21 protein-coding genes and 2 pseudogenes are annotated in these 25,138 nt (G+C 63.8%); 9 read left to right on the top strand and 14 right to left on the bottom strand.

Annotated elements, in window-relative coordinates; genetic code table 11:
* The first annotated feature begins 3 nt into the window (after nucleotides 1-3).
* From ACVWZA_RS02370 to ACVWZA_RS02360, 3 genes are all read left to right on the top strand, one after another.
* On the top strand, nucleotides 4-2,190 hold the full coding sequence (locus ACVWZA_RS02370) for a dehydrogenase E1 component subunit alpha/beta (protein ID WP_457309539.1): 2,187 nt from the start codon (nucleotides 4-6) through the stop codon (nucleotides 2,188-2,190).
* The gene (locus tag ACVWZA_RS02365) at nucleotides 2,187-3,239 is read left to right on the top strand and encodes an ACP S-malonyltransferase (protein ID WP_457309538.1); all 1,053 of its coding nucleotides are present in this window, start codon (nucleotides 2,187-2,189) and stop codon (nucleotides 3,237-3,239) included. Before ACVWZA_RS02370 ends, ACVWZA_RS02365 begins: the two co-directional genes overlap by 4 nt.
* A gap of 75 nt (nucleotides 3,240-3,314) precedes the next feature.
* On the top strand, nucleotides 3,315-4,325 hold the full coding sequence (locus ACVWZA_RS02360; RefSeq protein WP_457309537.1) for a LysR family transcriptional regulator: 1,011 nt from the start codon (nucleotides 3,315-3,317) through the stop codon (nucleotides 4,323-4,325).
* Here the strand turns inward: ACVWZA_RS02360 and ACVWZA_RS02355 are convergent.
* Entirely contained in the window at nucleotides 4,306-4,536 is a 231-nt protein-coding gene (locus tag ACVWZA_RS02355) for a helix-turn-helix transcriptional regulator (RefSeq protein ID WP_457309536.1), read from the bottom strand. The two genes, ACVWZA_RS02360 and ACVWZA_RS02355, sit on opposite strands and share 20 nt — an antisense overlap.
* 63 nt (nucleotides 4,537-4,599) lie before the next feature.
* A pseudogene (locus ACVWZA_RS02350) lies at nucleotides 4,600-5,406 on the bottom strand (IS481 family transposase); the annotation flags it as partial.
* Between the two features lie 58 nt (nucleotides 5,407-5,464).
* On the opposite strand from ACVWZA_RS02350, the gene ACVWZA_RS02345 reads away from it, so the two are divergent.
* Entirely contained in the window at nucleotides 5,465-6,688 is a 1,224-nt protein-coding gene (locus tag ACVWZA_RS02345; RefSeq protein WP_457309535.1) for an IS256 family transposase, read from the top strand.
* 37 nt (nucleotides 6,689-6,725) lie between these two features.
* Here ACVWZA_RS02345 and ACVWZA_RS02340 read toward each other — a convergent pair.
* Nucleotides 6,726-6,890 (bottom strand): annotated as a pseudogene (locus tag ACVWZA_RS02340) (helix-turn-helix domain-containing protein); the annotation flags it as partial.
* 87 nt (nucleotides 6,891-6,977) lie between these two features.
* Here ACVWZA_RS02340 and ACVWZA_RS02335 point away from each other — a divergent pair.
* Nucleotides 6,978-7,151 (top strand): hypothetical protein, encoded by a 174-nt coding sequence (locus ACVWZA_RS02335; RefSeq protein WP_457309534.1) that lies wholly within the window; start codon nucleotides 6,978-6,980, stop codon nucleotides 7,149-7,151.
* 15 nt (nucleotides 7,152-7,166) lie between these two features.
* Here the strand turns inward: ACVWZA_RS02335 and ACVWZA_RS02330 are convergent, their stop codons facing one another.
* The 10 genes from ACVWZA_RS02330 to trbB are packed head-to-tail and all read right to left on the bottom strand — an operon-like array spanning nucleotide 7,167 to nucleotide 16,327.
* Nucleotides 7,167-8,360, bottom strand: a complete 1,194-nt coding sequence (locus tag ACVWZA_RS02330) for a TrbI/VirB10 family protein (RefSeq protein ID WP_457309533.1) — start codon at nucleotides 8,358-8,360, stop codon at nucleotides 7,167-7,169.
* Nucleotides 8,357-9,202: a P-type conjugative transfer protein TrbG gene (gene trbG / locus ACVWZA_RS02325; RefSeq protein WP_457309532.1), complete on the bottom strand. Its 846-nt coding sequence runs from the start codon at nucleotides 9,200-9,202 to the stop codon at nucleotides 8,357-8,359. The genes ACVWZA_RS02330 and trbG overlap by 4 nt, the downstream gene beginning before the upstream one ends.
* Nucleotides 9,199-9,888 carry a conjugal transfer protein TrbF gene (trbF, locus tag ACVWZA_RS02320; RefSeq protein ID WP_457309531.1) on the bottom strand — a complete coding sequence of 230 codons (690 nt, stop codon included), beginning with the start codon at nucleotides 9,886-9,888 and terminating at the stop codon, nucleotides 9,199-9,201. The genes trbG and trbF overlap by 4 nt, the downstream gene beginning before the upstream one ends.
* Nucleotides 9,885-11,222, bottom strand: a complete 1,338-nt coding sequence (trbL, locus tag ACVWZA_RS02315) for a P-type conjugative transfer protein TrbL (protein ID WP_457309530.1) — start codon at nucleotides 11,220-11,222, stop codon at nucleotides 9,885-9,887. Before trbL ends, trbF begins: the two co-directional genes overlap by 4 nt.
* Nucleotides 11,223-11,225: 3 nt before the next feature.
* Nucleotides 11,226-11,630 (bottom strand): putative entry exclusion protein TrbK-alt, encoded by a 405-nt coding sequence (gene trbK-alt / locus ACVWZA_RS02310; RefSeq protein ID WP_457309529.1) that lies wholly within the window; start codon nucleotides 11,628-11,630, stop codon nucleotides 11,226-11,228.
* Complete coding sequence (gene trbJ, locus ACVWZA_RS02305; protein WP_457309528.1) at nucleotides 11,623-12,369, bottom strand: P-type conjugative transfer protein TrbJ; 747 nt, start codon at nucleotides 12,367-12,369, stop codon at nucleotides 11,623-11,625. Before trbJ ends, trbK-alt begins: the two co-directional genes overlap by 8 nt.
* The gene (trbE, locus tag ACVWZA_RS02300; protein WP_457309527.1) at nucleotides 12,366-14,819 is read right to left on the bottom strand and encodes a conjugal transfer protein TrbE; all 2,454 of its coding nucleotides are present in this window, start codon (nucleotides 14,817-14,819) and stop codon (nucleotides 12,366-12,368) included. The genes trbJ and trbE overlap by 4 nt, the downstream gene beginning before the upstream one ends.
* 4 nt (nucleotides 14,820-14,823) lie before the next feature.
* Nucleotides 14,824-15,087, bottom strand: coding sequence for a VirB3 family type IV secretion system protein (locus tag ACVWZA_RS02295; RefSeq protein ID WP_457309526.1), 264 nt, complete (start codon nucleotides 15,085-15,087; stop codon nucleotides 14,824-14,826).
* Nucleotides 15,087-15,401, bottom strand: coding sequence for a TrbC/VirB2 family protein (locus ACVWZA_RS02290; RefSeq protein ID WP_457309525.1), 315 nt, complete (start codon nucleotides 15,399-15,401; stop codon nucleotides 15,087-15,089). Before ACVWZA_RS02290 ends, ACVWZA_RS02295 begins: the two co-directional genes overlap by 1 nt.
* Nucleotides 15,398-16,327, bottom strand: coding sequence for a P-type conjugative transfer ATPase TrbB (trbB, locus tag ACVWZA_RS02285; protein ID WP_457310051.1), 930 nt, complete (start codon nucleotides 16,325-16,327; stop codon nucleotides 15,398-15,400). The genes ACVWZA_RS02290 and trbB overlap by 4 nt, the downstream gene beginning before the upstream one ends.
* 298 nt (nucleotides 16,328-16,625) lie before the next feature.
* Between trbB and ACVWZA_RS02280 the strand changes: the two genes are divergently transcribed.
* From ACVWZA_RS02280 to ACVWZA_RS02270, 3 genes are read left to right on the top strand one after another with little or no spacing between them, the layout of a single operon-like run.
* Nucleotides 16,626-17,609 carry a hypothetical protein gene (locus tag ACVWZA_RS02280; RefSeq protein ID WP_457309524.1) on the top strand — a complete coding sequence of 328 codons (984 nt, stop codon included), beginning with the start codon at nucleotides 16,626-16,628 and terminating at the stop codon, nucleotides 17,607-17,609.
* Between the two features lie 18 nt (nucleotides 17,610-17,627).
* On the top strand, nucleotides 17,628-18,242 hold the full coding sequence (locus tag ACVWZA_RS02275) for a hypothetical protein (protein ID WP_457309523.1): 615 nt from the start codon (nucleotides 17,628-17,630) through the stop codon (nucleotides 18,240-18,242).
* Between the two features lie 7 nt (nucleotides 18,243-18,249).
* Nucleotides 18,250-22,290, top strand: coding sequence for an nSTAND3 domain-containing NTPase (locus ACVWZA_RS02270; protein WP_457309522.1), 4,041 nt, complete (start codon nucleotides 18,250-18,252; stop codon nucleotides 22,288-22,290).
* Nucleotides 22,291-22,347: 57 nt separating this feature from the next.
* On the opposite strand, the gene ACVWZA_RS02265 is transcribed toward ACVWZA_RS02270, so the two are convergent.
* Complete coding sequence (locus tag ACVWZA_RS02265; RefSeq protein WP_457309521.1) at nucleotides 22,348-23,613, bottom strand: hypothetical protein; 1,266 nt, start codon at nucleotides 23,611-23,613, stop codon at nucleotides 22,348-22,350.
* 101 nt (nucleotides 23,614-23,714) lie between these two features.
* Here ACVWZA_RS02265 and ACVWZA_RS02260 point away from each other — a divergent pair, with 101 nt between their 5' ends.
* Nucleotides 23,715-25,055, top strand: coding sequence for a hypothetical protein (locus tag ACVWZA_RS02260; RefSeq protein WP_457309520.1), 1,341 nt, complete (start codon nucleotides 23,715-23,717; stop codon nucleotides 25,053-25,055).
* Nucleotides 25,056-25,138 lie beyond the last annotated feature (83 nt).

Genomic DNA, 25,138 nt, shown 5'->3' with positions numbered 1-25,138 from the left:
GCCATGGATCGGGTTCAGATCGTTCACGAGAACTTCCTGCGGCGCGTCGCGAGCAGCGATTTGCCCGCCGGGCGGGCGCCGGCCGGGCCGCTGACGGCACCGGAGGCGGTCACCATCTATCGGTCGGCCTGCCTGTCACGGTCGCTCGACCGCGTCAGCCGCACGATGCAGGCGGCTGGCCAAGGCTATTACACCATCGGTTCTTCGGGCCACGAAGGCATGGCCGCCGTCGCTGCCGCCTTGCGCCCAACCGACATGGCCTTCCTCCATTACCGCGACGCGGCCTTTCAGATCCAGCGCGCGAGCCAGGTGCCGGGCCAGTCGATCGCTTGGGACATGCTCTTGTCCTTCGCCTGCTCGACCGAGGATCCGATCTCGGGCGGCCGCCACAAGGTGTTGGGTTCGAAGGCGCTCTTCATCCCGCCGCAGACGTCGACGATCGCCAGCCATCTGCCCAAGGCGGTCGGCGCCGCTTATTCGATCGGCCTGGCACGCCGCCAGCCGCCCGAACACAAATTTCTGAACGACGATGCGATCATCGTCTGCTCGTTTGGCGACGCTTCGGCCAATCATTCGACCGCGCAGGGCGCGTTCAACACCGCGCAATGGACCTCCTATCAGTCGGTTCCGCTGCCCTTGCTGTTCGTTTGCGAAGACAATGGCATCGGCATCTCGACGAAGACCCCAAAGGGGTGGATCGCTGCGACCTTCTCGCATCGTCCAGGACTGCGATACTTCGCCTGCGACGGATTAGACTTTTACGATGCCTATCGGGTCGCCCGCGAGGCAGCGGAGTATGTCCGGTTGCGTCGCAAGCCCGCTTTCCTCCACATCCGCACCGTCCGCTTCTACGGCCATGCAGGCGCGGATGTGCCAACGACCTACATGCCGCGCGAGGAACTCGAGGCTGAAGAGGCGCATGACCCGCTGCTGCACGCAGTACGGCTAATGGATCAGGCGGGCGCACTCACGCCCGACGAAGCCCTGGCGATCTACGAGGAGACCGATGCACGCGTCGACCGCATTGCCACCGAAGCTGTCAAGCGGCCGCGCCTATCGACCGCTGCCGAGGTGATGGCGCAACTGATCCCGCCAGCAAGGCCTTGCCAGTTGGTCAACGGTCCTTCGTCCGAAGCCCGCGCGGCAGCGTTCGGCGGCGACCTCAAAACAATGGCCAACCCGCAGATCATGTCGCGGCTGATTAATTGGGCGCTCACCGATCTGATGCTCGCCTATGGCGAGGTCGTGCTGATGGGCGAAGACGTCGGCCGCAAAGGTGGCGTCTACGGCGTCACGCAAAAGCTCAGCGCCCGCTTCGGTCGTACACGCGTGATCGATACGTTGCTCGACGAGCAATCGATTCTCGGGCTCGGGATCGGCATGGCGCACAACGGCTTTCTGCCGATCCCGGAAATTCAGTTCCTCGCGTATCTCCACAATGCCGAGGACCAATTGCGCGGTGAGGCCGCGACGCTGCCCTTCTTTTCCAACGGCCAATATACCAATCCGATGGTGCTGCGGATCGCCGGGCTCGGCTACCAGAAAGGCTTTGGCGGCCATTTCCACAACGACAATTCGGTCGCGGTGCTGCGCGACATCCCCGGGCTGATCCTCGCTTGCCCCTCCAATGGCGCGGATGCCGCCAAGATGCTGCGCGAATGCGTCCGCCTGGCGCGAGAGGAACAGCGGCTCGTCGTCTTTCTCGAGCCGATTGCGCTCTATCCGATGCGCGACTTGCATGAGCAGGGCGATGGCGGCTGGCTCCAGCATTATCCCGACCCGTCCGAGCGTATCCCCTTCGGGCAGGTCGGCTGCCATGGCGATGGCAAGGACATCGCGATCCTGACCTTCGGCAACGGCACCTATCTCAGCCGCCAGGCGCAAAAGCGGCTCGGCGCGGAAGGGATCGATGCGCGGGTCATCGACATTCGCTGGCTCTCACCGCTGCCCGAAGAAAAGGTTGTCGAGGCGCTCGACGGTGCGAGCAACGTGCTGATCGTCGACGAGACCCGCCGCACCGGCGGCATCGCCGAGGCATTAATGGCGCTGCTGACCGAACGGACGCAGATGCCCCACGCACGGCTGACAGCTGAAGACAGCTTCATTGCGACGGGGCCTGCCTATGGCGCGACAATGCCGTCATCCGACGACATTGTGCACGCAGCGCGGAACCTGGTGAAAGGCCGATGATGAAGGCGGTATTCGTCTGCCCGGGCAGGGGCACCTACAACAAGACTGAGCTCGGTTACCTGCGCCAGTATTTCCCGGACGCAGGCCTGCTCGGCCGTCTCGACGATCAGCGCCGCGCCGCGGGTCAGCCGACGTTGTCCGAACTCGATACCGCCGAGCGTTTCTCGATGGCCACGCATACGCGCGGTGATAACGCCTCAGGCCTGATCTTCGCGGCGACGCTCGGCGATTTCCTGTCGCTCGACCAAGATAAGATCGAGATCGTAGCGGTCACGGGTAATTCGATGGGCTGGTACTCCGCGCTCGCCTGTGCCGGTGCGCTGTCGCCCGACAACGGCTTCCAGGTTTCCAATACCATGGGAACACTGATGCAGCGCTCGCTGATCGGCGGCCAACTCATTTACCCGGTCGTCGATGACGATTGGCGCCCGCGGCCCGCACGACGCGCCGAGCTGCTGGCGATCGTGCAAAACATCGCGGCTCGGGTGGACCATGCGCTATTCTTGTCGATCGATTTGGGTGGCATGCTGGTGCTGGCTGGCAACGAGGCCGGGCTGTCGGCGTTCGAGCAGGCGGTCGAGCCGATCCAGCCGCGCTTTCCGATGCGGCTTGGCAATCACGCCGCTTTTCACACTCCGCTGATGGCGCCGGTCGCTGCTAACGGCCGGGAGCTGCTTCCAGTCGACCTGTTCGACAGCCCGACGCTTCCGCTGGTCGACGGGCGCGGCGCGATCTGGTGGCCGGGCGCAAGCGATGTCGATGCCCTTTATGCCTACACGCTCGGAACGCAGGTCACCGACAGCTATGACTTCACTCGCGCGATCACCGTCGCCGCGCGCGAATTTGCTCCGGACCTGTTCATCATCGCCGGGCCCGGCACAACGCTCGGTGGGGCAGTCATCCAATCTTTGATATCCGCCGGATGGCGCGGCTTGGAGAAGAAAGCCGATCTCCAAGCTATTCAGGACCACAACCCAATTCTGGTCTCTATGGGCCTGCCCAAACAGCGCGGCTCAATACTCACCAGCAATGCAGAGAACATCGCCTAGCCATGGCTGGCTCATTCGCAAGCAAAGCAACAAGCTTCGCCACTGATTGTGGCGCGGCCGGGCGTTCGCCGATCGATGGACCATGACGTGCCGACATCGCACCCCGATGCCTCTGGCGAGCGCGGTGCCCGCGCTCGCCGCGCAGCGCGCCGGCACAGTGCCTCCCGCCCCGATTTCTATCAGCTCGAAACCTTCCTCAAAGTGGCCGAAACGCGAAGCTTTGCCGCAGCAGCCCGCGAACTGGGGGTAAGCCAGCCCGCCGTCAGTCAGACCATCGCCAAACTCGAAGAGCTGTACGGTGGCGACCTCTTCGAACGGCGCCGTGGCGCTCCGGTCGCGTTGACGCCCATTGGACGGGCCGTCCTGCCGACCGTGAAATTGCTCCTTTTCACCGTCGATCGCCAGATCGGCCGTGCTCTTGCGACCGCTCAGAGCATGAAGGGTTCTTTGGCCGTCGGCTTCTATCCGGGACTCGATTCGAGCCCCCTCAGTGCCGGAATCGCGGAATTCCACCAGACGTCCCCCGATGTGCAACTTCGCTTCGTGGAGGCATCGCCCAGCGAACTACACCGACAACTCAACGAGCGAATACTGGATATCACTTTCACAGCACTGCTCCCCGAACTGACGGGTGCAATGGTCGTGCAGGAGCGGCTTTGGGAAGAACCGCTGGTCGTCGGGATGCGGGACGATCACCCGCTCGCTGCAAATGAAAATCTTCGTTGGGCGGATCTGTCGTCGGTTTCGATCATATTGCGTTCTCATCAGGGAGATCTGTCGGCCTATCGCGCAGTTACAGCCCGAGCAGGAGACCAGCCGCTCGATTGCGAACTTCACGACGTATCGCGCAGCGCGCTTATCGAAATGGTCCGACTTGGCCTCGGTGTGGCGATTACCCTGGCATCGGCATCGGCGCCACGCGACGGTATCGCGTTCCGGCGCCTCGCCGAAGACAATGCCTTCGTGGGAATCGATGCTGTCTGGCCGAAGGAAGACCGGAATCCGCTGCGTCACCGTTTGCTCACGTGCGTGCGAAAGCACGCAGCTTCCGTCCAGCCGCCAACCCCTATGACCTTCCGCGACTGACTATCGCCGGCGTAATCAGATCGCAGGCGCTCATCCCAAGCGCTGCCGCAAATTTTCCAAGCAGCGTTACGCTCGGGGACACCTTGTTGCGCTCGATGGATCCAAGATAGCGCAAGCTGATGCCGAGCACATGTGCCATTTCCTCCTGCGTGCGCCCTGTATCGTTGCGTATGCGCCTGAGATTGGTCGATAGAACTACCTTGAGGTCCATCCGACACTAGATCACAGCGTAGGCACGATCGTTCTAGGAACGATCGTGCCTATTCGGTATGGACTAGGTGTTTAGTCCCGGCATCTGGTGGATCGGATCGAGGATGAACCTATCCGGCTCTGACGTCCATACTTTGGCGATGTATTCGTAAGGCGTGAGGCCACTGAGCGTCTTGAGCCGACGGGCAAAGTTGTAGGCTGCCATGAAGTCGGCGAGGTGTACCCGTAACTGGTTGTGGTTCTCGTAGTGGAAGCGCTTGACGGTCGCTTCCTTGATGGTGCGGTTCATCCGCTCGACCTGACCGTTGGTCCAGGGATGGTTCGGCTTGGTGAGCCGGTGCTCAATGTCATTCGCCTCGCAGATCATGTCGAAGCGCATCTGGCGCGACCAGGCGGTGTTCCGGTTACGCGGCTGCTCGGCGAACTGGATGCCGTTATCGGTCAAGATCGTGTGGATGCGGTAGGGTACGGCTTTGAGCAGGTGTTCGAGGAACTCCCAGGCCGTTCGCCTGTCAGCCTTGTCGATCAGCTGGGTGACCGCGAACTTGCTGGTGCGGTCGATGCCTACGAACAGGTAAAGCTTGCCTTCGGCAGTCTGCACCTCGGCGATATCTATGTGAAAGAAGCCGATCGGGTAGCGCTTGAAGCGCTGTCGCTTTGGCTTGTCGCCCTCAATGTCCGGTAGACGGGATATGCCGTGCCGCTGCAGGCAGCGGTGGAGCGCTGACCGTGTCAGATGCGGGATCGACGGCTGCAACGCATAGAGGCAATCGTCGAGCGGCAGTAATGTGTGGCGCCGGAATGCGACGACCGCCGCCTCTTCGGCTTTGGTCAAAGTCGTTGAGTGAGGGGCCTTCGGCCCGGTCTTCAAAGGGACTGTCAGGATTTCCGTGTGTGTGCGGGCATAATGGGTAAAAAGGAGATCCGATATGTCCCGACGCAAAGAGCCCGCGATACCGAACGAGCTTCTCGACCAGTTGCTGGCAGGAGGAGCCGCCAGCGCAGCATTTGAGCAGGGTGGCTTGCTCGATTCTCTGAAGAAGGCGCTGACCGAACGTGCCTTGAACGCGGAGATGGATCACCACCTGGCCGGAGATGACGGCGCTGGCAACATGCGGAACGGCTACGGCCGGAAGAGCGTGATGACCGAGACGGGCAAGTTGGCGATCGACGTGCCGCGCGACCGTCAGGCGACCTTCGATCCGCAGCTGATCGCCAAGTATCAGCGCCGCTTTCCCGGGTTCGATGACAAGATCATATCGATGTACGCTCGCGGGATGAGCACCCGGGAGATCACCGGGCATCTGCATGATCTGTACGGCATCGATGTCTCGCCCGACTTGATCAGCACGGTGACCGATGCGGTGCTCGACGAGGTAGCCACCTGGCAGCAGCGGCCGCTCGACGCGTGCTATCCGCTGGTGTTCTTCGACGCGCTCCGGGTGAAGATCCGCGACGAAGGGATGGTCCGCAACAAGGCCATCCACATCGCGCTGGGCGTCCGCGCGGATGGCGGCAAGGAGGTGCTCGGCCTGTGGCTCGAGCAGAACGAAGGCGCCAAGTTCTGGCTGCGGGTGATGAACGAGCTCAGGAACCGCGGCGTCGAAGACATCCTTCTCGCCGTCGTGGACGGCCTCAAAGGCTTCCCCGAGGCGATCACCGCGGTGTTCCCCGAGACGATCGTCCAGACCTGCATTGTCCATCTGCTGCGTAACTCGATGGACTTTGTGTCCTGGAAGGACCGCAAGGGCCTGGCGACCGCGCTCAAGCAGGTCTACCGCGCCACAGATGCTGACGCCGCCGAAAAGGCGCTGACCGCGTTCGAGGCCGGCCCTTGGGGTCAGCGCTATCCCGCTATCGGCCAGAGCTGGCGACGCGCATGGAGCGAGGTCATCCCGTTCTTCGCCTTCCCCGATGAGGTCCGCAGGATCGTCTATACGACGAACGCGATCGAGGCGCTGAACTCCAAGCTCAGGCGCGCCGTCAGGGCCAGGGGGCACTTCCCCAGCGACGACGCCGCCACCAAGCTGCTCTATCTGATCTTGAACCGATCCGAAAAAGAGTGGAAAATGCCGCCGCGTGAGTGGTCCATGGCAAAGGCACAGTTCGCCGTCATCTTCGGCGAGCGCTTCATCAAGGCCATGGCGGCGTAATGTTCAACCGCCCGCACACACACGGAAATCCTGACAGTCCCGTCTTCAAATCCTCGACCGTCGCCCGCTTACGCCACTTCGCCACCGTCTTGGGATTGATCCCCAGCTCCCGGCTCAGCGCCGAGAGCGAAGCTTGCGATCGCTGTATTGCCGCTCTGACGGCGTGCGTGGTCGTGGCGCTCCCGTGACGTACCTGTCCCATATGGCATCCTTCCATTCTAACGAAAGGATCGCACCATCAAACCGTGGGATCAAACAACTAGCGCGCTATCACCGCTACGGAATTGACATGACGAAACCGCCATTCACCTCCGATCCACGCCGCAGCGAAGCCGAGCGGCTTATCGAGCTCGCACGTGGGCTGCTCGATAGGCCCGAAGAGGAGATGGTCGCGAACTATCTCGATCACGCTATCGAAGCATTGCACATGATTGCTCCAGATTCGCGGCCCGCGTCAGCCTGACCGCTCTGCTGCCCCTCAGTTTTCGCTCCACGCCGTCAACACCAAATCGCGGCTGATCAACACTCTCACCCGCGCGCCTGGCCGCACGGTGATCGTGGGTTGAACGTCGAGCTGGCGGCTGACGATCTTGTCCCCCGCGCTTTCAACCGATCGGCCGGCGCTCTCGCGAATGGCGAACGCGATATCGCTATTGTCGCCGCCCCCGGTGGTCGCGGCATTGGCGCCGACCCCGAACAAGGTCGATAGCAGCCCCGCCATCAGCAGCTTGCCGGTGTGATTATCGACCCGGTCCGTGAGTCCGGACTGACCCGCGGCATCGGTGCCCACCATCCGCTCAAGATCGAGGGAGCGACCATCGGAAAAGATCAGCCGCGTCCACACGACCAGCGCGCGGGATTGGCCATAGCTGACCCGCGCGTCATAGACGCCGATCAGCCGGGCGCCTTGCGGGATCAGCCGTGTCTGGCCGGTCCCCGTGTCGAACACGTCTTCGGTCACTTGCGCCACGACCTGGCCGGGAAGGTCGGAGGACAGCCCGGTGATCAGCGCCGCCGCGATCGTCGAGCCGGCCGACACGACATAGCGCCCCGCCGGCGCCGTCAGCCTCCCGCTATTCACGGTCGGCTCCCTTGTCCCGCCGGCGATGAACGCCGCCTTGCGATCATGGGCATCGCCGTTGGCAACCTGAGCCGCCACACCAGCCTGCGGTTGGCCCGGAGAGGAAGGCGGGGACTCGGTGTTGGTCGGGGTGGAACGTGCCCCTTCGCCGCTGGCGGCAAACAGCTTGCTCGCCCGCGCGCTGTCGCGCGCCTGGCGACGTCGTTGCTGGTCGGAGGCTGCCTCACCGTTTGGGGTCGGCGATGATGGTGTCGCACCGTTCAGCGCAGCCGGCGTGGTCGGCTCCGGCGTTGTCGGTGGGGTCCCGATCCCGGCAGAGGCAGTCCGCGCGAGATCGCCATAATCCTTCGGCGCATCGGCGAGCGCGTCGGTGTTGCGGCGTTCGACGGAGACGGTTTCCTGCGGCGCCTGGGTGCGGTGGCTCGTGGTCAGGCTGTAGCCCAACGCCGCTGCCACGCCGAATGCGCTTACACCGGCGAGCGTCGCCAGAGCTTTGCGCGACAGGCGCCGCGGCGTCGGAGCCGCAGCACGGGTCGCAATCGGCTCCCGCCTCTCGGCGGGACCGCGCTCGAATTCCTCGGGTTCAGTCACGACCGCTGCTCCCGAGCACGTGTCCGTTCGATCCGGACGATTTGCTGCTTCCTGGTCCCGAGCCGGAGTTCTGCGATCGAGAACAGCCGATCGACCACTATGTAGCGCCCGGACACGCGGTAATTGACGAGCTCGGCCTTGTTCTTCTCCCCGATCATGAAGAGCGGCGGCAACTCGCTCTGCGCGATCGTGCTCGGAAACAGCAGATAGATTTTCGCACCATCGTCGAACACCTGCACCGGTTTCCATGGCGGATTTGCGCCGGTCAGCCGGTACGCGAAGTCCAGTCTCGCAGGATCGATCCCGGTCTGGACCTGGGTGCTGGCGACGGCCGTCGCCGCCTCGATCCGCGCGCGAACCGCGATAAGTTCATCCTGCGGATAGGACCAGCCGACACTCGCCATATAGGTTGCCGGCGTCGAAAGCAGCTCGACATGATAGGTGCGCTTGTCAGTATTGATGACGAGATTGGTCCTCAGACCGGGATCGGTTGGCTTGACCAATATGTGCGTTCGGCGAGCGGTGCCGGTCCCGCTTGCTGCCTCGCCGATCACCCATCGCACCGTGTCGCCGGCTGCTACCGCGCCGGTGTCGGAGAGTGTCTCGCCCTCCTGCAGCACAATGTCAGTGACCTGACCAACCGCGGCATAGACCTGATAAAGGCCGCCCGGTGCGTAGACGAACAGCTGTGTCGCGCCCTGCCAGCCGGCGGGGCGCGCGCTGATCCGCGCCGCATCGGTCGCCGCCGCGACCGGGCGCGCCGATGGCGGCGTGGATTGCGCGATGGTCGGTGCAGCCAAGAGCAAGAGGGGCGTGGCAAGTAGCAGGGTGCGCATGGTCATTCTCCGAGATCCTGGGACCAGTTGATGGCGTGGACGTAGAGTCCGAGCGGGTTGCGGCTGAGCGTCGCCGCGTCGGTGGGCGTGCGGACGACGATCGTGAGTACGCCGGTCCAATGGGTGGTCGCCGCGAGTTGGCCATGATCGTAGCGGCGCTCATCCCAGGCGATGCGGAAGCTGTCGGCAGACGCACGCACGACATTCTTCACGTCGATCGATACCTGCTTGTCGGCGAGATCGGCGAACGGATCGTTGCCGCGCGCATAGTCGTTGAGGACGCCCGCGCCCTGCTCGGTCGTGAAATCATAGGCCGCGCCCAGGTTTTGCCGCAGGACGATCGGGTCGGCCGGTCTCGAGCGGATATTCTCGATGAACCGCGCGAGGTGCCAAGCGATCTGCGGATCGGTCGGCCGATAATCGCTCGACACCGGCGCCACTGCGCGCGCAGCGCCCAGCCGATCGACTTCGACCACATAGGGAACGATATGGGAGCCGAATCTCAAGCGCAGATTGTCGGCGACCGATAGCGACAGCAGCGCGGTTGCCCCAAAGGCCATCAACCGCCAGCTCCGCGCTTGGACCCGCGCCGAGCCGATGCGCTCGTCCCATGCCTGGCCGGCACGCTGGTACGGGGTTTCGGGGACGGGCTCGCGGCCGAACCGCGACGAGGGACGACGAAACGGGTTCATGAGCGATCCTCCAGCGAGATGTGCGCCGACCCGCCATGGTGGTCGGCTGAGCGAAGTGTGTGGGCGGCGAGGGTTGCGCCTTGGACCATGGCTTGGCGGCGGCGCAGCTGCTTCGCCCAGGCCGGTGCAGGCACCTCGGCAGGCGCTGCCGCGGGCGAGGATATCGCTGTCCGTTCGCCGCTACTTTCCGGCCCAGCCTCAGCGGAGCCTGCAGCTCCCTCGGTGGTCGCCCCAGACGACCCGCCGGGTGCGGACGGGCCGGTACCGCTCTCGCCGCTGCCCGAACTAGCGCCGCCCCCCGGCGCTCCGGACGGCGGGGGAACCGTCGGAGCGCCGCCCGTCGGCGCCGGGGGAGCGGCAGGCCCCGACGAGGATCCACCAGACGGGGGCGAGCCGGCGGATCGGGAGAGGGTGGAGGCAGCAGCGGACCCTGCGCTGTTGGCAAGGCCGGCGGCGCCCGCGACGCCCATCGTCGCGGCGGCGCCGATCCCACCGACCACCGCGCCGGTTGCGACCGCGGCGCCGGCACCAAGCTGGGGGCCGCCTGAAATCAGGCCGGAGGCGATTCCAGGCCCGAAGATCGCAAGGCCGAGCAGCGTGAGCGCCGCCAGCGCGAGGCTCACGACCTGTTCGATCGTCGGCTGCGCGCCGCCGAAATCGATCACGAAATCGCGGAAGATGGTCGAGCCGATGCCGATGATGACGGCGAGCACCAGCACCTTGATACCCGATGCCATCACGTTGCCCAGCACGCGCTCGGCGAGGAACGCGGTGCGACCGAACAGCCCGAACGGCACCAGCACGAAACCGGCAAGTGTCGTCAGCTTGAACTCGATCAGCGTCACGAACAGCTGGATCGCGATGATGAAGAAGGCGAGCAGCACGATCGCCCACGCGAGCAGGAGCACAGCGATCTGGACGAAGTTGGTGAAGATGCCGACCGGCCCGACCAGCAGCGATGCCTGGTCGAGCAGCGGCTGGCCGGCATCGATGCCGATCTGCGCGATCTTGCCGGGATGGAGCAGATCTTCCGCATTGCCCGACCCGGCTGCCTTGAGGCCGATCCCCGAAAAACTCAGATAGATGATCTTGGCGAGGCCGTTCCAGTTCGTCATCAGGAACGCGAAGAAGCCGACCTGAAGAATTTTCCTGACGAGGCGCGCGACGATGTCTTCGCCTTCACCCCACGTCCAGAACAGGAAGGCGAGCGTCACATCGATGACGATCAGCGAACTCGCGAGAAATCCGACTTCGCCACGGATCAGGCCAAAGCCCGAATCGATGTAGCGCGCGAAGACATCGAGGAACCCATCGATGACACCTGTGCCTTCCATGGCTCAGTGCTCCCGTGATTGAAGGGACGGGACGGCGACATTCGCGATCGCGGGCGCCGGCAAAGGCGCCGGTTCGATCGCTGTCGGCTCGACGGGCGCCACGAAGCTACGGCTCTCGCCCATGAAACGGCGACGGTTCACGTCCCACGCCGCCTGGCACCGCGCATCGTCACGATTTGCCGGAAGCGTGCGGCACCGCGCCAGTTCGGCAAGGAGCGGATCGGTGGTGACCGGCGCCGATGCATCAGGGGTCTCGCCGACCGCATAATGCGCAACTGGCGGCGCCGTATCGGTTATCGTGACCAGGGCGAGCGCCCCGACCGTTGCTGCACCTGCGGCCATTGCAATCGACCGCCAGCCAAATCCGGCGAAGCGGCCGCGCGCCGCGCGTGTCGGTTCCTCAGTCACGGAACAGCGTCACGCTCTGCGGCACATAACCCGCGCCAGGCGCCAGGAACCGGCGGGTCTGTTCGCGACCCTGCGCCTCGTCTGCGGCAGCACGCGCAGCCTGGATCGCCGCCGCACGCGATTGCGCCGCGACCATGGCGGTCAGGTCGGCGAGCTGACGCGTCTGCAGCGCCACCAGCTGGTTGCCGGCTTGCGCCGCCTGCAGCGCGCCCGTCGCGCCCTGGCTGGCGGTCACCAACGTTGACGCCTGATCGCGCGTGCCATCGATATTGCCCGTTACCGTCGCGCCGGTGCGCAGCGAGTCCTGATAGGAGGCAAGAGCGTCGGTCCAACGCGACTGTGCGTTCGTGACGAGGGCGCCCGATGAACTTCCAGCGAGCGATCCCGACGGATAACGCTGGCTGAACACCTGATCGATATTCTCGACCTTGTAGGCGATCTGCTGCGCCTGCGTGATGAGCTGGCGGGTGCGATCAATGTCCCGCTGGATGCTCGACAACATGCTGGTCGGCAGGTTGGTCAGATTTCGCGCCTGATTGATCAGACTCTGCGCCTGATTCTGGATCTGGGTGATCTGGTTGTTGATCTGCTGAAGCGTGCGGGCGGCGGTCAGCACGTTTTGCGCATAATTGCTGGGATCATAGACGATCCCGCCGAACTGGGCGTCGGCTGGAGCGCTGAACACGAGCACCAGCGCGGCGGCGCCGACAGCGAATTTGGTCATACGAGAGCGGGTCATGCGAAAGTCTCCTTGAGGACGAGTTCATCGGCGGTGAGATGATCGGCGGCCCAGCCGAGCCCGCGGTGGCGCAGCCAGGCGACGGCAAAGCCGTCAGCCCCGTGCCGTTCGATCAATGCGGTGATCGCGGTGAGGTCGCTGCGTTGCGACGCCGCGGCGAAGGCGAGTGCGACCGGGCCCAACCCCAGATCGAACACCCGGTTGCCAAGCGCCGACTGGCAATAATAATCGCGCTTGGGCGTTGCCGAGGCGATAATCTCGATCTGGCGGTCATTGAGCCCGAACCGGCGATAGATGCCGGCGATCTGCGGCTCGAGCGCGCGCTCATTCGCGAGGAACAGCCGGGTCGGGCAGCTCTCGATGATGGCGGGCGCGATCGCCGAGCCTTCGATGTCGGCGAGGCTCTGGGTCGCGAACACGACGCTCGCATTCTTTTTGCGCAACGTCTTCAGCCATTCCTTCAGCTGGCGACCGAACATCGGATCATCGAGCGCGAGCCAGCCCTCGTCGATCAGGATCAGCGTCGGCCGGCCATCCAGGCGGCGGCCAATACGGTGGAACAGGTAGGCGAGCACCGCCGGCGCGGCCGGTGTGCCGATCAGCCCTTCGGTCTCGAAGGCCTGAGCATCACTTTCCCCGAAATACTCGACATCGGCGTCGAGCAACCGGCCATAGGGACCGGAGAGCGTATAGGGCGCGAGCGCGCGCTTGAGGCCCGATGCCTGGATCAGCACGGTGAGGCCCGTCAGTGTGCGCTGCGCGATCGGCGCGTCGGCGAGACTGCCGAGCGCGGTCCACAGATGGTCCTTCACCTCGGGCGTGATCGCAAACTCTTCGCGCGCGAGGATCGCGGCGAGCCAGTCGGCGGCCCAGGCCCGCTCGTCCGGCTCGTCGATCCGGGCGAGCGGCTGGAGCAGTACCGGCGCGGCATCGCCGCCAAGCGCGCCGCCGAGGTCGTGCCACCCGCCGCCGACGCCAAGCGTCGCCGCCCGGATCGAGCCGCCATGATCGAAGGCGAAGATCTGCGCCGCCTCGTAGCGGCGGAACTGCAGCGCCATGAAGGCGAGCAGCACGCTTTTGCCCGAGCCGGTCGGGCCGACAACCAAAGTATGGCCCACATCCCCGACATGGAGCGAAAGCCGAAAAGGGGTGGCGCCCTGAGTTCGGGCATGAAACAGGGGCGGCGCCTTGAAATGCGTGTCGCGCTCTTGGCCGGCCCACACCGCCGACACCGGCATGATATGCGCGAGGTTGAGCGTTGAGATCGGCGGCTGACGGACGTTGGCGTAAGGGTTGCCTGGCAGCGAGCCGAGCCACGCTTCGATTGCGTTCAGACTCTCGGCGATGCACGCGAAGTCGCGGCCGCGGACGATCTTCTCGATCGCCTGAAGTCGGAAATCGGCGTCCCGGGGCGTATCGCCCAGCACGGTGATGGTCGTGGTGACATAGGCATAGCCCGCGATATCCGCGCCGAGATCCTGCAGCGCCGCGTCGGCTTCGGCTGACTTGTTGGCGGCGTCACTGTCGACCAGCACGCTCGCTTCGTTGGTCAGCACTTCCTTGATGATCGCGGCCAGGCTCTTGCGCTTGGAGAACCAGAGCCGACGGATGCGGGTCAGCATCCGCTGCGCCGACACCTTGTCGAGGCAGATCGCTCGCGTCGTCCAGCGATAGGCGAAGCCGAGCCGGTTCAGCTCGTCGAGCATCCCCGGCACCGTCGAGGCCGGAAAACCGGTGATCGAGAGGCAGCGCAGATGCTTGTCGCCGAGTTGCGGTGCCAGCCCGCCAACCAGCAGTTCGTCCGCTAGCAACGCGTCGAGATGCATCGGCGTCTCGGGCACGCCGATGCGTTGATCATGGGTCGAGATCGTCGAATGGAGATAGGTCAGCGTCTCGGCAGGCGAGAGCCACGCCGTCTCGGGCATCACCCCCTCGATCATGTCGAGGACCCGGCCGGTATCGCGCTCGAAATCGTTGAGCTGATCCGCGGCCGTAGCCACGTCCTGCGCGCCGCCCTCATAGAGGAGCGAAGCCGCCTTCGAGGTATCGTCGGCCGGAGGCAGCCATTGCAACGTCAGATAGTAGGCGCTGGTGAAATTGGGTTGGGTGATATCGCCGCCCTCGAACAGGTCGCGCCGTTCCTCATCGATCAGCGCCGACACCGGGTCGGCGAATCCGTCTGACAGCGGATAGCCGGGCGATGGTTTTCGCTGCGCTTCGACATAGATCGCCCAGCCGGTGCCGAGCCGCTTGAGCGCGCTATTGAGCCGCGCCGAGGTCGCCATCAGCTCGGCCTGCGTCGCGCTGTCGAGGTCGGGGCCGCGGAACCGCGCAATGCGCAGGAAGCTGCCATCCTTGTTGAGGATAATGCCGGGTGCAATCATCGCCGCCCAAGGCAGGAAATCCGAGAGCCGCGACGCGCGGCGGGCATGTTCGCGCAGGAACATCATGGGGTCAGCTTTCGAAAAGAGTGGGAAGGGCCATGTGTCGGCGAGCGACGGGCAGGATCTGCGGATCGCGGCGCGCGGCGAACACGGCGAGGCCGTGGCCCACCACCGCCATCACCAGACCGGCGATCCAGAGCCGCAGGCCGATCCCCATCGCAGCGGCGAGCGTGCCGTTGACGATCGCGAGCGCGCGGGGGGCTCCCGCGAGCAGGATCGGCTCGGCGAGGGCGCGATGCACCGGCGCCGCAAATCCGGGCAGGTCTTCCTGCATCAGACGAGCGCCCCGCCGCCGAAGCTGAAGAAGCTCAGGAAGAAGGACGAGGCGGCGAACGCCACCGATAGGCCGAACACGATCTGGATCAGCTTGCGAAAACCCCCCGACGTGTCGCCGAACGCGAGCGTCAGACCGGTGATCACGATGATGATCACGCCGATCACCTTGGCGACCGGACCCTGCACCGAATCCACGATGGATTGGAGCGGCGTCTCCCAGGGCATGCCCGTACCGCCGGCCCAGGCGGGCATGGCGTAGAGCATCGCGGCAGCAGCAAGGCTGGCGCGATGGATAGTCTTCAGTCTGGTCATGATGCGGCTCCTTGGGGTTTGTGGATCGTGAGAAGGCGGTAGCTGCCGTCGGGCTCGAGCCCTTCGACGCGGACGAGTTCGAAAAGGCGGCGCTCGGTGCCACGGCCGGTCAGCACTGCGATCACGTCGATCGTCTCCGCGATCAGAGCGCGCGGGACATGGGCGATGGCCTCAAGGATCAGCTGCTCGAGCCGGTGCAATGCGGCGGTCGCGGTGCCGGCGTGGATCGTGCCGATCCCGCCCGGATGGCCTGTGCCCCAGGCTTTCAAGAGGTCGAGCGCCTCGGGGCCGCGCACCTCGCCGATCGGAATGCGGTCGGGGCGCAGACGAAGGCTGGAGCGCACGAGGTCGGTCATGGTGACGCCGGGGGCAGTCCTGAGCGCCACGACATTGGCGGCATCGCATCGTAGCTCGCGCGTGTCCTCGATCAGGATGATGCGGTCATGCCCGCCCGAGGCGACAGCCAACAGCGCATTGGTGAGCGTGGTCTTGCCGGTCGATGTGCCGCCCGCGACGAGGATGTTGGCGCGCGTCTGCACCGCCTGAGCCAGATAGGCCGCCGCCGTGGCGGTCATCGTTCCGGCGGCGACATAGTCGGACAGCGCAAGAGGCAGGCTCGCTGGCCGCCGAATCGAGAAGACCGGCTCCATCACCACCGGCGGCAACAGCCCCTCGAACCGCTCGCCACCTTCGGGAAGTTCCGCTGACACCCGGGGAGAGCCGCGATGCACTTCGGCGCCGACATGATGGGCGACAAGGCGGATGATACGTTCTGCCTGCGTCGGCGACAGGCGCTCCTCAGTCGCGGCCATGCCCTTATCGAGGCGGTCGACCCAGAGCCGGCCGTCGGCATTGAGCATGATCTCGGCGACTTGGGGCTCATCGAGCCAGCCAGCGATTGCAGGGCCCAGGGCACTCCGCAGCATCGCGGTGCCGCGTGCGTGAACGATGGCCGAAGGCTGGGTCACTTTGGGCTGTCTCCGTTGGTTCGGACCGCGCCATCGCGGCGTCGGAGACAGGTAAAGAATGCGAATTTCAGCCGGTTACAACAGCATTGCGAAGGCGTCGTAGGACCGGCGGCGCGGGGTTAGATAAGGGTGAGTTGGGCTTGAGCCAGTTCAGCAAAGAGCCGGCGATTCCGTTATCACAATGCCGTCAGGGCGAGTCGGCCGTCTGATGGAATCAAGGTCAAGCCGTGGCTGTGCAGATAGCCAGGGATTGGGGTTGGTCCGACTCGAACTCAGCGTTACCCTGTCAGATCGGGAGGGCACGGTATTGGATCCTTGGCCAACAATACCAGAAGATGTCGTGACGTGGTTCCGCAGCGTGTTCGCCCAGGCGAACCGAAGCGTCTGCGAGCGCCTCATTAATCTGCCAAATATTCGGGAAACATCCCTCGACGACGGTCTTATCGAAGCGCTGATCCCAGACAGCGCGCCAACGCTTCTACCGTCAGGCGCGATCGTCCGCATGGATACGCATAACATCGGCGGCCTGCGCAGGTTGGGAGCCCCGCACTTGGACTGGGATTTTCCGCAACGCCTCCGCTGGGAAACGGCCGACATCGCCATTTTGGTTTTCGTCTATCGGCGTGACGTCCTTGTCGCCAAGAAGATCGGCCTTCTCCAATCCAAGCGTCTGTTCCCGACAAATCAGGATGTCGATGACGAGGATGAGATCGGCTTCCTACACGGCATGAACGCCTTCATCCGTCGCGAAGGGCACCAGGCCGCAGCCTCGCTCCACCGGACGTTTAGTTTCGATGACACTTGCACATATGGTGCAATTCAGGCCGGCGATCGTCAGGTCGGCTTGATCGATAATTTGAACCGGGAGTTCGGAAAGGCAGTATTCTACCTTCTTTATAATCCGCCCGTCGTCCCCTGTTCTGTCAGCTATCCTCTTCAACAGCGAATCCGCGTTACCGACGCCCCGGTCGGCGGTCGAGTCATGGATGCCGACGACGTCCATGGCGCTTTGGCCGGCCTCCCCGAGGGGCAATCACCCAGCTTTGCCTTGCTCCGCTCCGCATGCGCGGCGCGCGACTGGCCGTTGGAGACCTGGGCTGCGGATCTGCTGCTCACTTGCAAGGTTGGACAGCAGTTCGACGACAGCAATGATGATCGTGTCCGCTACTTCCTTGAACGCCGGTCGGGCCCGATCGGCGCGGCGCTCGCCGCATCGATCACGCTACCCGACGAGGCGTAACCCGGCTATCTCCAAGACATGAGAAGTGGCGCTATCCCGTTCAAATTTGATCTCACCGACCTGCTCGGCCGAGCCCGTCGGCAGGTCACCGGGCGGATTGGCGATGTCACGTTGAACCTGCCGTTTGTGAGCATCGCCGTCCGCCCGAAAGACCGCGAACGCCAAGTTGCTCGCGAAATCGTTTTGCGACTACGCGACCGTCGTGTGCTGTCGGCTTGGGAATGCTGCGACGATTGCATCGAAAAAGCCCTCATCTCTCTCAAGGAGATTCGGCAGCTTATCGTCGACAAGGAGGTCGAACTTGCCGATCTCCAGGACGGACCGCTCTTCCTGCTTCTGGACGTAATGGCAGCTGGCATCCGGCAGTTCATGACGTTCGAGGAATTGCTGCGCCGTGAGGACGATGCACCACCTCATCCGCGCTTCGGTGATTTTCATCGACCCGCAGATGCGCGCCAGGGCTATTTCGATGGGCTCGAAATGTTGCGAGGGCATTTGAGCCGCTGTCTCGGTCAGATCGCGTTAATCGCCGGAATGGCCGCGCCCAGCGATGGCATAGTAGCGAACTATCAGGGGCCATGGCAGCTCGAAGCCTATAAGGAGCCGCCCAGACTTGCGGCGCCGATAGAATAGTCCGGTCGTGGAACAGTCCGCCCCGCACGATCCGCACTCCGATGATCCTCCAATCGATGCCGCGAAGCGACCGTTGAAAGGCGCGGCCGCCGCCCAGGCCGGCTATGATTATCAACTCGACGTCTCGATCCTTGCGGCGTTGCGGCTGCTGCTGATCACCAAAGCCGCGAGCCGGCTCGTGCTCGAGCCGGCGAACGAGGAGGACCTCGAAGCGGACCTTGCCCCCGCGACGCCAGGACGGGTCCAGCCGAGCGCGACGGTGGCGGGCGGATACAAGCTGGTGATCCAGGTCAAGCTGCGCGGCGGCGAGCCCTGGTCGATCGAGGATTTCCGGGTCCTGCTGAAGCACGGCAAGGTACGCCGCCCAGCTCTTCATCATCTCGACGATCCGGACACGCGTTACCTTCTGGTGACAAGTGCGGACGCAAAGGGCGTGGCGCGAGATCTGCTGGTAGGGAGTTTCGAGGAGCCTGCGGACAAAGACAAATTCCCAAAAACATTAAACTCCACCCTGAAGAAGAAACCCGCCGGCCGGGTGGCGATCTGGGGGAGCCTTACGGAAAAACAACTCGCGTCCGATCTGCGGGAGATGATGTCGGACTTGCTCCACGTCCCGAAAACCCGGCAGCGGGACCTGCTTGTCGAACTCCGCGCAGAGGCCAAGCGCCGTATGCGCGGCTCGACGCCGGGCGTGTGGACTCGTGAGGACCTGCTTGCCACGGTACGCAAACATGGCGGCTTCCTCGCGAGTTCCGCCAGCCTCGAGCTATTCGTGCCGCCCGCAAATTTCGATCAGATGATCAAGCTGCTAAATGACCGCGGCGCGATCGTCATTCGCGGACCGTCGGGAACCGGCAAAACACAGACTGCGCTCAAGCTATGCGAGATTGCCCGTGAACGCGACGGTTCGCTCGACATCGTGACGGTCGGCCCCGACGACGCTCCGGCCGGTACCCGGAAGATCATCGATACCGGGCCGACCTTATTTTATGTCGAGGACCCCTGGGGCCAGTATAGCCTGCGGGGCGGCTCGGAGGCGTGGACCGAACAACTACCACGGCTATTGGAAAGAGCGGGCCCGGATCATCAATATGTGATCACATCCCGTAGCGACATGATGCGCAGCGCGGATGTTGGCCACGGGCTCGATCACTGGTCGATCGAGCTGGATGGCGACCATTACAGTGATGGCCCGCTGATGACGATCCACGACAACCGAATGGACCAACTCCCGCCTGACTTGCAGGCAAAAGCGTTCGCCTTTCGTCGCGAGGCGTTGGAAGCGTTTGAGACGCCGCTAGAGATCGACCTCTATTTCAAGCAGATGCAGATCGGTCCTGAGGACGGCGAAAAAGATCACGAATTCTATCGCCGGCTGCTCACCGCGGCACATCGTGGCGCCGTGCAGGACGTCGTGTGCAGGTATTTGGAGAAGATCGACTCCTCCGGCCTGGCCGCAGTTGTTTGGGCATTGCTCGCTGTGCGCTCGCAATTCGACCGCGCCCAGCTAACTGCGCTCCAGCGCGTGCTGCGCCGGCTTTCGCCAGCGCTTTGCGACGATCTCGAGAAGGTGGTCGATCGCTTGGTCGCCACCCGCCATCTACGACAGCCGGCCCGGACTGTGGCCTTTGCCCATCCGAGCGTCCGCGAAGGCTTTGAGACGTTCGTCAAATCGGATTGGCCGCGAAGCGAAGCTGCGATCGAGATGCTGATTTCCGCGCTTGTACAGCTGAGTGGGGCCTATCGTGACTGGGGCGCAGAGACCGCGGCCCGTGCCCTTCAAGTCACCAAGGCATTGAGCAAGCAGATCGAGGGCCTCGATCCTCCGTTTGATGTCGATCGCAACAACCATACCGCCATTGACGCGTGGTTGGACGAAGGTCTGTTGGACGCCAAATCGGACTTTCCGCCACTGCTCGAGCTGGCGTCGGACGTAGGATCCGAGGCGTCAGCCCCAAGCGAGGTCGCACGCTGGCTACTCCTCGGCGTGCAGCGCGGCGCCTCTGTGTTTCTCAAGAACTGGGCACCGCCCGATTTCACAAACGAATGGTACGACCGAATTGGGCGCGATCCCCAAACGGCAAAGGTCGCCGCCCGCTTCGTTCGCGAGGAGCTTCCGTGGGATCGCGGAAGCTATGGGCGCGGCTTCCCGACCAAGCTCGACCGTATCGCACCAAACCTGACGGCAGCTTATGTTGATGCGGCACGAACGATGGTCGGCAACGGGTTCGAGTCCAATGCCGATACCGTCGCGACGGGCGCCGTGCGGGACCCGACCGCCTTCGAACCCGTGCTAGAAGCCGCGCTCGACGATCTCGCGGAACTGCGACGCCATGCCGCACAGGAAGGCGCCGAGGAATGGCGGGCGATAAAGGATGGTGAACGCGACTATGCCGTCGAGGAGGGTCACCAGTCCAGTCATGAGGGCGACGGCTATACTTCAGGCGTGTTTGTCGATGCCTATGTGGGGCAACTGCGCGGCGAGGGCCGATGGCAGAAAATCGCAAACCATCCACGCATCGATGAGCTGGTCGAGCCATGGGCACGCGCGATAGCGGTGTCCGCAAAATCGCCGGAGGACGCGGAGCTCGAAGCCGTATTGCGGCTCACCCAGGGAGGGCCTTTCGAGCAACAGGCGTGGTGGGCCGCCCGGGAAAATTGGCGTGCCATCCTCGCGCCGCAACTCCTGTCACGCCTGTTGGCAAGTGCGTCCGACACCGGATTGCGCGAGGAGCTCGCGACCTGCGGTCTCTTCGCGTCGCCCACGACCCTAATCGAAGCAATCGATGCGCTCGCGTTGAAGCCGGCGAACCAACTGAAGCTGCTTGTCGATGTTTGGTCGGTGCGAGGAAGATTGCGATCGAAGGGCCGCGCCTCCGCCTTGCAGAGGATCGGCAAAACCTTGCCGTCCGAACTCGCGGAAATCATAGGCGCCTTGGCGTTCAAGAGCCGGAAGGCGAAAGGCGTTGGGCCGGCCGCTCTTGCCTATCTTGAGACGACAATCGGCTCATTGCCCGCCGATACGCTCGAGGCGATTGTCCCCGTCATCATTGCGAGTGGCGGAAATGCCGCTGTCGCCATTGGCAAGTGGTTGGCCGAGGCTGACGAGAACGATTCGGCGCGCAAGGCCACCGAAGCGGCGAGAGCGATCGGCGACCACACGCTTTTAAAGCTCGCTCTGCATCACAAACGCGCGGAAGCCCGTCGCGTCGCGCTGCTCGCGCTCGCGCCGACCATGGCGGATCCGCTGCCGACCGACGTCCTCGAGTTGGCGAACGACCCGGGAAGCCGCGTGCGCCGGGCGCTGGTCTCAATCCTCAAGGATCGGCCTCATTCCGAACACCAGCGCGTGCTGCTCGGCCTCACCTCTGATACCTGGTCGAGCGCGGAGGCATTTTACAACGAGCCGGAATCCTACCCGATCGCGTGCGAGGCGGTTGAGGCGCTCGCCCAATACAAGAGCCTGACCGACCATGTCGGCCTTCAGCTCCTTGCGCTAGCGGACCGCACCCCAGACCGCGGGCTCGGCCAGTACGCGCTTATTCTGGCCTCGCATTCTTGCGGTCCGGAAATACGCGCGAGGATTTGGGCGCTGGTCCACATTCCCGAGTCCCGATGGATCCGCCTGGATGCGCTCGACGCGCTTGCCGATGCCGATTTCGTTGAGTCCGAAATCGTCTCGCAGGTCACCGCACAGTCGCTCCTTCAGCTGCCTGCGGTCCTGGCAGTCCCGGCGACCGTCCTGCTTGCTACTCATGCGCCAGTGGCGGAAGCCGTTCGAATTCTCGAACGCGTCGCCAGTTCAAACAAACGGCGGGCGCTGTTGTTGATTGGCGCGGTGACCCTCGCATCGAGAGACCCCGACTCAGCCCGCGGAGTCCTAGATCTCCTGGAGCCGAACCATCCGGCGCGCGCGATCCTCGATGCGGCCGAGCCGCTTCCCGACTCGATCCTCGACGATCTGGGAAAGATCCGCTTGCGCCGGGCTGTCCGCGAGCGGCTAGGGGACAGGCTTGCCGAGGCGCAAACCGACCCCGCAAGCAGTTAACTGCCTGTCGCGTCGATGGGGCAGCAAATGTTCGACGGCAGCGCCAAGGCGCACGCTTCAATCGAGACGATAGGGTCCATCGCCGCGCGCGCCGTCCCACGCTCCGGACGAGAAGGACGGTGAACCGTCGTCGAAGCCGGCGTCCATCCAAAGGCCATCGAGCATCGTCTTGAGCGCCAGCGCGTCGAGATCTTCGAGCGCCGCCACCTTCAATTCGCCGAGCGACACGTCACGGCGACGTCCGAAGCTGCCGCTTCGATGCCCGGCATAAGGCTCCACTGCCTCCAGTTCATGCAGGCTTGTGACCAGAAGAGCGGGTCCCGAGAAGCCGGTCACGACCGCAAGACGGGCGAGACGCGTGGCGCCATCCACGATCTTCGCTTCGAGTTTGTGCAGCTCGAGGCCGGTGATGGTGTCGTCGCCCTCGAAATAGGCGATCGTCTGCAGCGTCTCAAAAGCGCCGGGTCGCAGAACTCTGGTCGACCAGCGCGCCTCGTCGTTCGGCTTCTCGGGAATCGGCCGAAGCGGATCGTGGCTCGCCCATTGTCGCGACGTCGCGGTATCGATGCGGCGATTGTTCGCGAAGTCAACGGGCACGAAATTCGGCCGCAGCGATTTCATCAGGGCGTTGTCAAAGATATGATCGCGCGGGATCGTGAGCGGAACGAGAGCCAGTTTGAGACAGGGCGAGGACACAATGGCCGGCGCCTCGCCAGCCTGGCGACTGCTGTCGAGCAACGCGAGACGGCCCCGCGCCTGATCCAGAAGCGTCTCGTCGTCCATCGTTGCCAGCAGTCGTTTGCCGAGGACGAAATCGATGATCTGGCCGAGGTGATCCACGAGCAGATCGGCATAGGCGTCACGCGCGTTTCGCCGGGCACCGTCGGCGATCCCCGGCGCAGCCGAATATTCTGTCGGTCGGCGCATCAGCGCCAGATCGAAGGGCAACTCTTTGAAAGATCCAAACGCGGCATTGAACGCCAGAAGGATTTGCTCGTCGTCCAGAACATGGCGGGCATAGCCATATTCGAACATGACGTTCGGATTGGGCATCAACTTGCCGGCGCCGGTGCCGGCGACGTCATTCTCGGCGCGGCCGACGAAGGTCATATCGGCGACGAAGATGTCGCACGCATCTATCTTTCGCAGGATTGTTGGGGTGATCGGCGGCGTGCCGGCCACGCCCTTGGTATCCCGGTCGATTGCAAGGACGACGCCGCGCTCGGTCTCGATCCTTTCCTTGGCGGCCTCGAGCGCGCCCTCAATGAAATTGCGGCAGAGCTTGCTGTCGCGATCGCTTTGCCAGGAATAGAAGAGGTGCACGGACTCCATCGAGAGGCTGTAGCATCACGGTGCAGGTCTCCGAAACGATCTAGTCCTTGAAAGCTGCGAGTCTCCGGCGACCCGATGCCCGAGGAGCGACGATGACAGAAACGACGCAAGTTTATCCACCCGTCGACGGGACAAACGCAGCCAAGGTGGAAGCGATGCGCACGGTCCTCGCACCACTCTGGGGGCTGCAATCGCCCGGTCCGGACAACTTGTACCAGCACCCCGCTTTCGCAGCACTGAAGGCATTTTGCGAGGCAACTTATCCCTCAGCTGAGCCAGGTCTCGGCTCGGCCTTTGCGCTGGGTGACGCCTTGCGGGCGCTTGGACTCCCATGCTCAATCAAGCCGCCCAGGTCCGACCGTGTGGGCTCACTGGAGGATGCTGCAGAGCGTTTTGTCCATGCGCTCGAGGCGATGAAGATCACACAACGATATCTGAGTCCGCTTGATTGGGCGGACACCTTGCCCGACATGGAATTCGGCCGGGCCTTCGTCGGATCCCTGTCTCGGCCGGATCTTGCCGCACTCTTCGACGCGCCCCGCTTGGCGAGATTGTTTCCCGCACAGCCCCTGGACGTTAGCCGCCTGGCGCAATTCCACTGGCTTGTCGTCGAGGAGGAGGTGCTGCTGACCGAGGGCTTTGCAGAACGGGCCCTTCCGATGAAGCATCTCATGCAGAAGGATTTTGGCGAGATCGAGGTGCATGCCGGTGAACATAGTGCCGCACTAACCGACGCGCTGTTCGGTCTCCTGCTGGCGCCGTGGGAGGATTGGCATTCGACCGGAAGCGGCGACTGGCGAGCGTTTCGAATCCCCTGGATCCATGTCGAGACCGGCGACCTGTTCATTCGGCCGAAGCAGGTGCCACCTGCGGACCAGCTGAGCTGGACACCCTTCCACGTGGAGGAAGACGGCGAGCAGGTGGAAATCGAGGTGCCGCTGCATGTCTCTCTCTACGAGGAGGCAGAGATCGAGCTGCCTCAGTTCGGCCAGAGGTGGTGGGCGCAGCTGGAGATCGCGTCTTCATCGGTATTGTTCACGACGCCGATCAAGCACTTCCTGGTCCGAGCCTTCTTTAGTGACGGCATGGACGAGATCATGGCGCATATGACGACGATCGAGGCAGCGCTGGGGATGCACGAGGATTTCACTGGGCCGCGTCCATCACATGCGAAGAAGCTCAAGGTCCACGAACGCATGGCCCGGCGGATCGCCGCCTTGCTCGGCGATCTCCAGCTGGCCGACGACTACCGCGCTCTGTTCGAGCTCCGCAGCAAGTTCGTCCACGGACGGGCGATCGCCAACAAGGTCCCCAGCATCGATCGCATCAAGGCGCGCCGCCTTGCCCGCAAAGTGGTGGTCGGGGTCATCGACGCGGCCAACGGTTCGCTGGGCCAGCAGACCCGAGAGGACTATCTATGGTCTCTGGCGTGAGGCCGTTTCCCTGACTGGTGGAACCCCACCATGGGCGGAGAAGGATAGAATAGAGGGTTCAGCGGACCGGTCTCGGCATCAAA

The organism is Sphingomonas sp. UYAg733 (assembly GCF_054057355.1).
Note: the sequence above shows the minus strand (reverse complement) of the source record. Positions and strands in the feature narration are given on the sequence as shown.

What these genes read in the sequence shown, in the direction of transcription:
- ACVWZA_RS02260 (WP_457309520.1), top strand. Translation starts at nt 23,715, where the DNA reads ATGACAGAAACGACGCAAGTTTATCCACCCGTCGACGGGACAAACGCA.
- trbL (WP_457309530.1), bottom strand. Translation starts at nt 11,222, where the DNA reads ATGGAAGGCACAGGTGTCATCGATGGGTTCCTCGATGTCTTCGCGCGC.
- trbB (WP_457310051.1), bottom strand. Translation starts at nt 16,327, where the DNA reads ATGCTGCGGAGTGCCCTGGGCCCTGCAATCGCTGGCTGGCTCGATGAG.
- trbJ (WP_457309528.1), bottom strand. Translation starts at nt 12,369, where the DNA reads ATGACCCGCTCTCGTATGACCAAATTCGCTGTCGGCGCCGCCGCGCTG.
- ACVWZA_RS02355 (WP_457309536.1), bottom strand. Translation starts at nt 4,536, where the DNA reads ATGGACCTCAAGGTAGTTCTATCGACCAATCTCAGGCGCATACGCAAC.
- ACVWZA_RS02290 (WP_457309525.1), bottom strand. Translation starts at nt 15,401, where the DNA reads ATGACCAGACTGAAGACTATCCATCGCGCCAGCCTTGCTGCTGCCGCG.
- ACVWZA_RS02275 (WP_457309523.1), top strand. Translation starts at nt 17,628, where the DNA reads ATGAGAAGTGGCGCTATCCCGTTCAAATTTGATCTCACCGACCTGCTC.
- ACVWZA_RS02365 (WP_457309538.1), top strand. Translation starts at nt 2,187, where the DNA reads ATGATGAAGGCGGTATTCGTCTGCCCGGGCAGGGGCACCTACAACAAG.
- trbE (WP_457309527.1), bottom strand. Translation starts at nt 14,819, where the DNA reads ATGATGTTCCTGCGCGAACATGCCCGCCGCGCGTCGCGGCTCTCGGAT.
- trbF (WP_457309531.1), bottom strand. Translation starts at nt 9,888, where the DNA reads ATGAACCCGTTTCGTCGTCCCTCGTCGCGGTTCGGCCGCGAGCCCGTC.
- ACVWZA_RS02295 (WP_457309526.1), bottom strand. Translation starts at nt 15,087, where the DNA reads ATGCAGGAAGACCTGCCCGGATTTGCGGCGCCGGTGCATCGCGCCCTC.
- trbG (WP_457309532.1), bottom strand. Translation starts at nt 9,202, where the DNA reads ATGACCATGCGCACCCTGCTACTTGCCACGCCCCTCTTGCTCTTGGCT.
- ACVWZA_RS02360 (WP_457309537.1), top strand. Translation starts at nt 3,315, where the DNA reads ATGGACCATGACGTGCCGACATCGCACCCCGATGCCTCTGGCGAGCGC.
- ACVWZA_RS02370 (WP_457309539.1), top strand. Translation starts at nt 4, where the DNA reads ATGGATCGGGTTCAGATCGTTCACGAGAACTTCCTGCGGCGCGTCGCG.
- ACVWZA_RS02345 (WP_457309535.1), top strand. Translation starts at nt 5,465, where the DNA reads ATGTCCCGACGCAAAGAGCCCGCGATACCGAACGAGCTTCTCGACCAG.
- ACVWZA_RS02335 (WP_457309534.1), top strand. Translation starts at nt 6,978, where the DNA reads ATGACGAAACCGCCATTCACCTCCGATCCACGCCGCAGCGAAGCCGAG.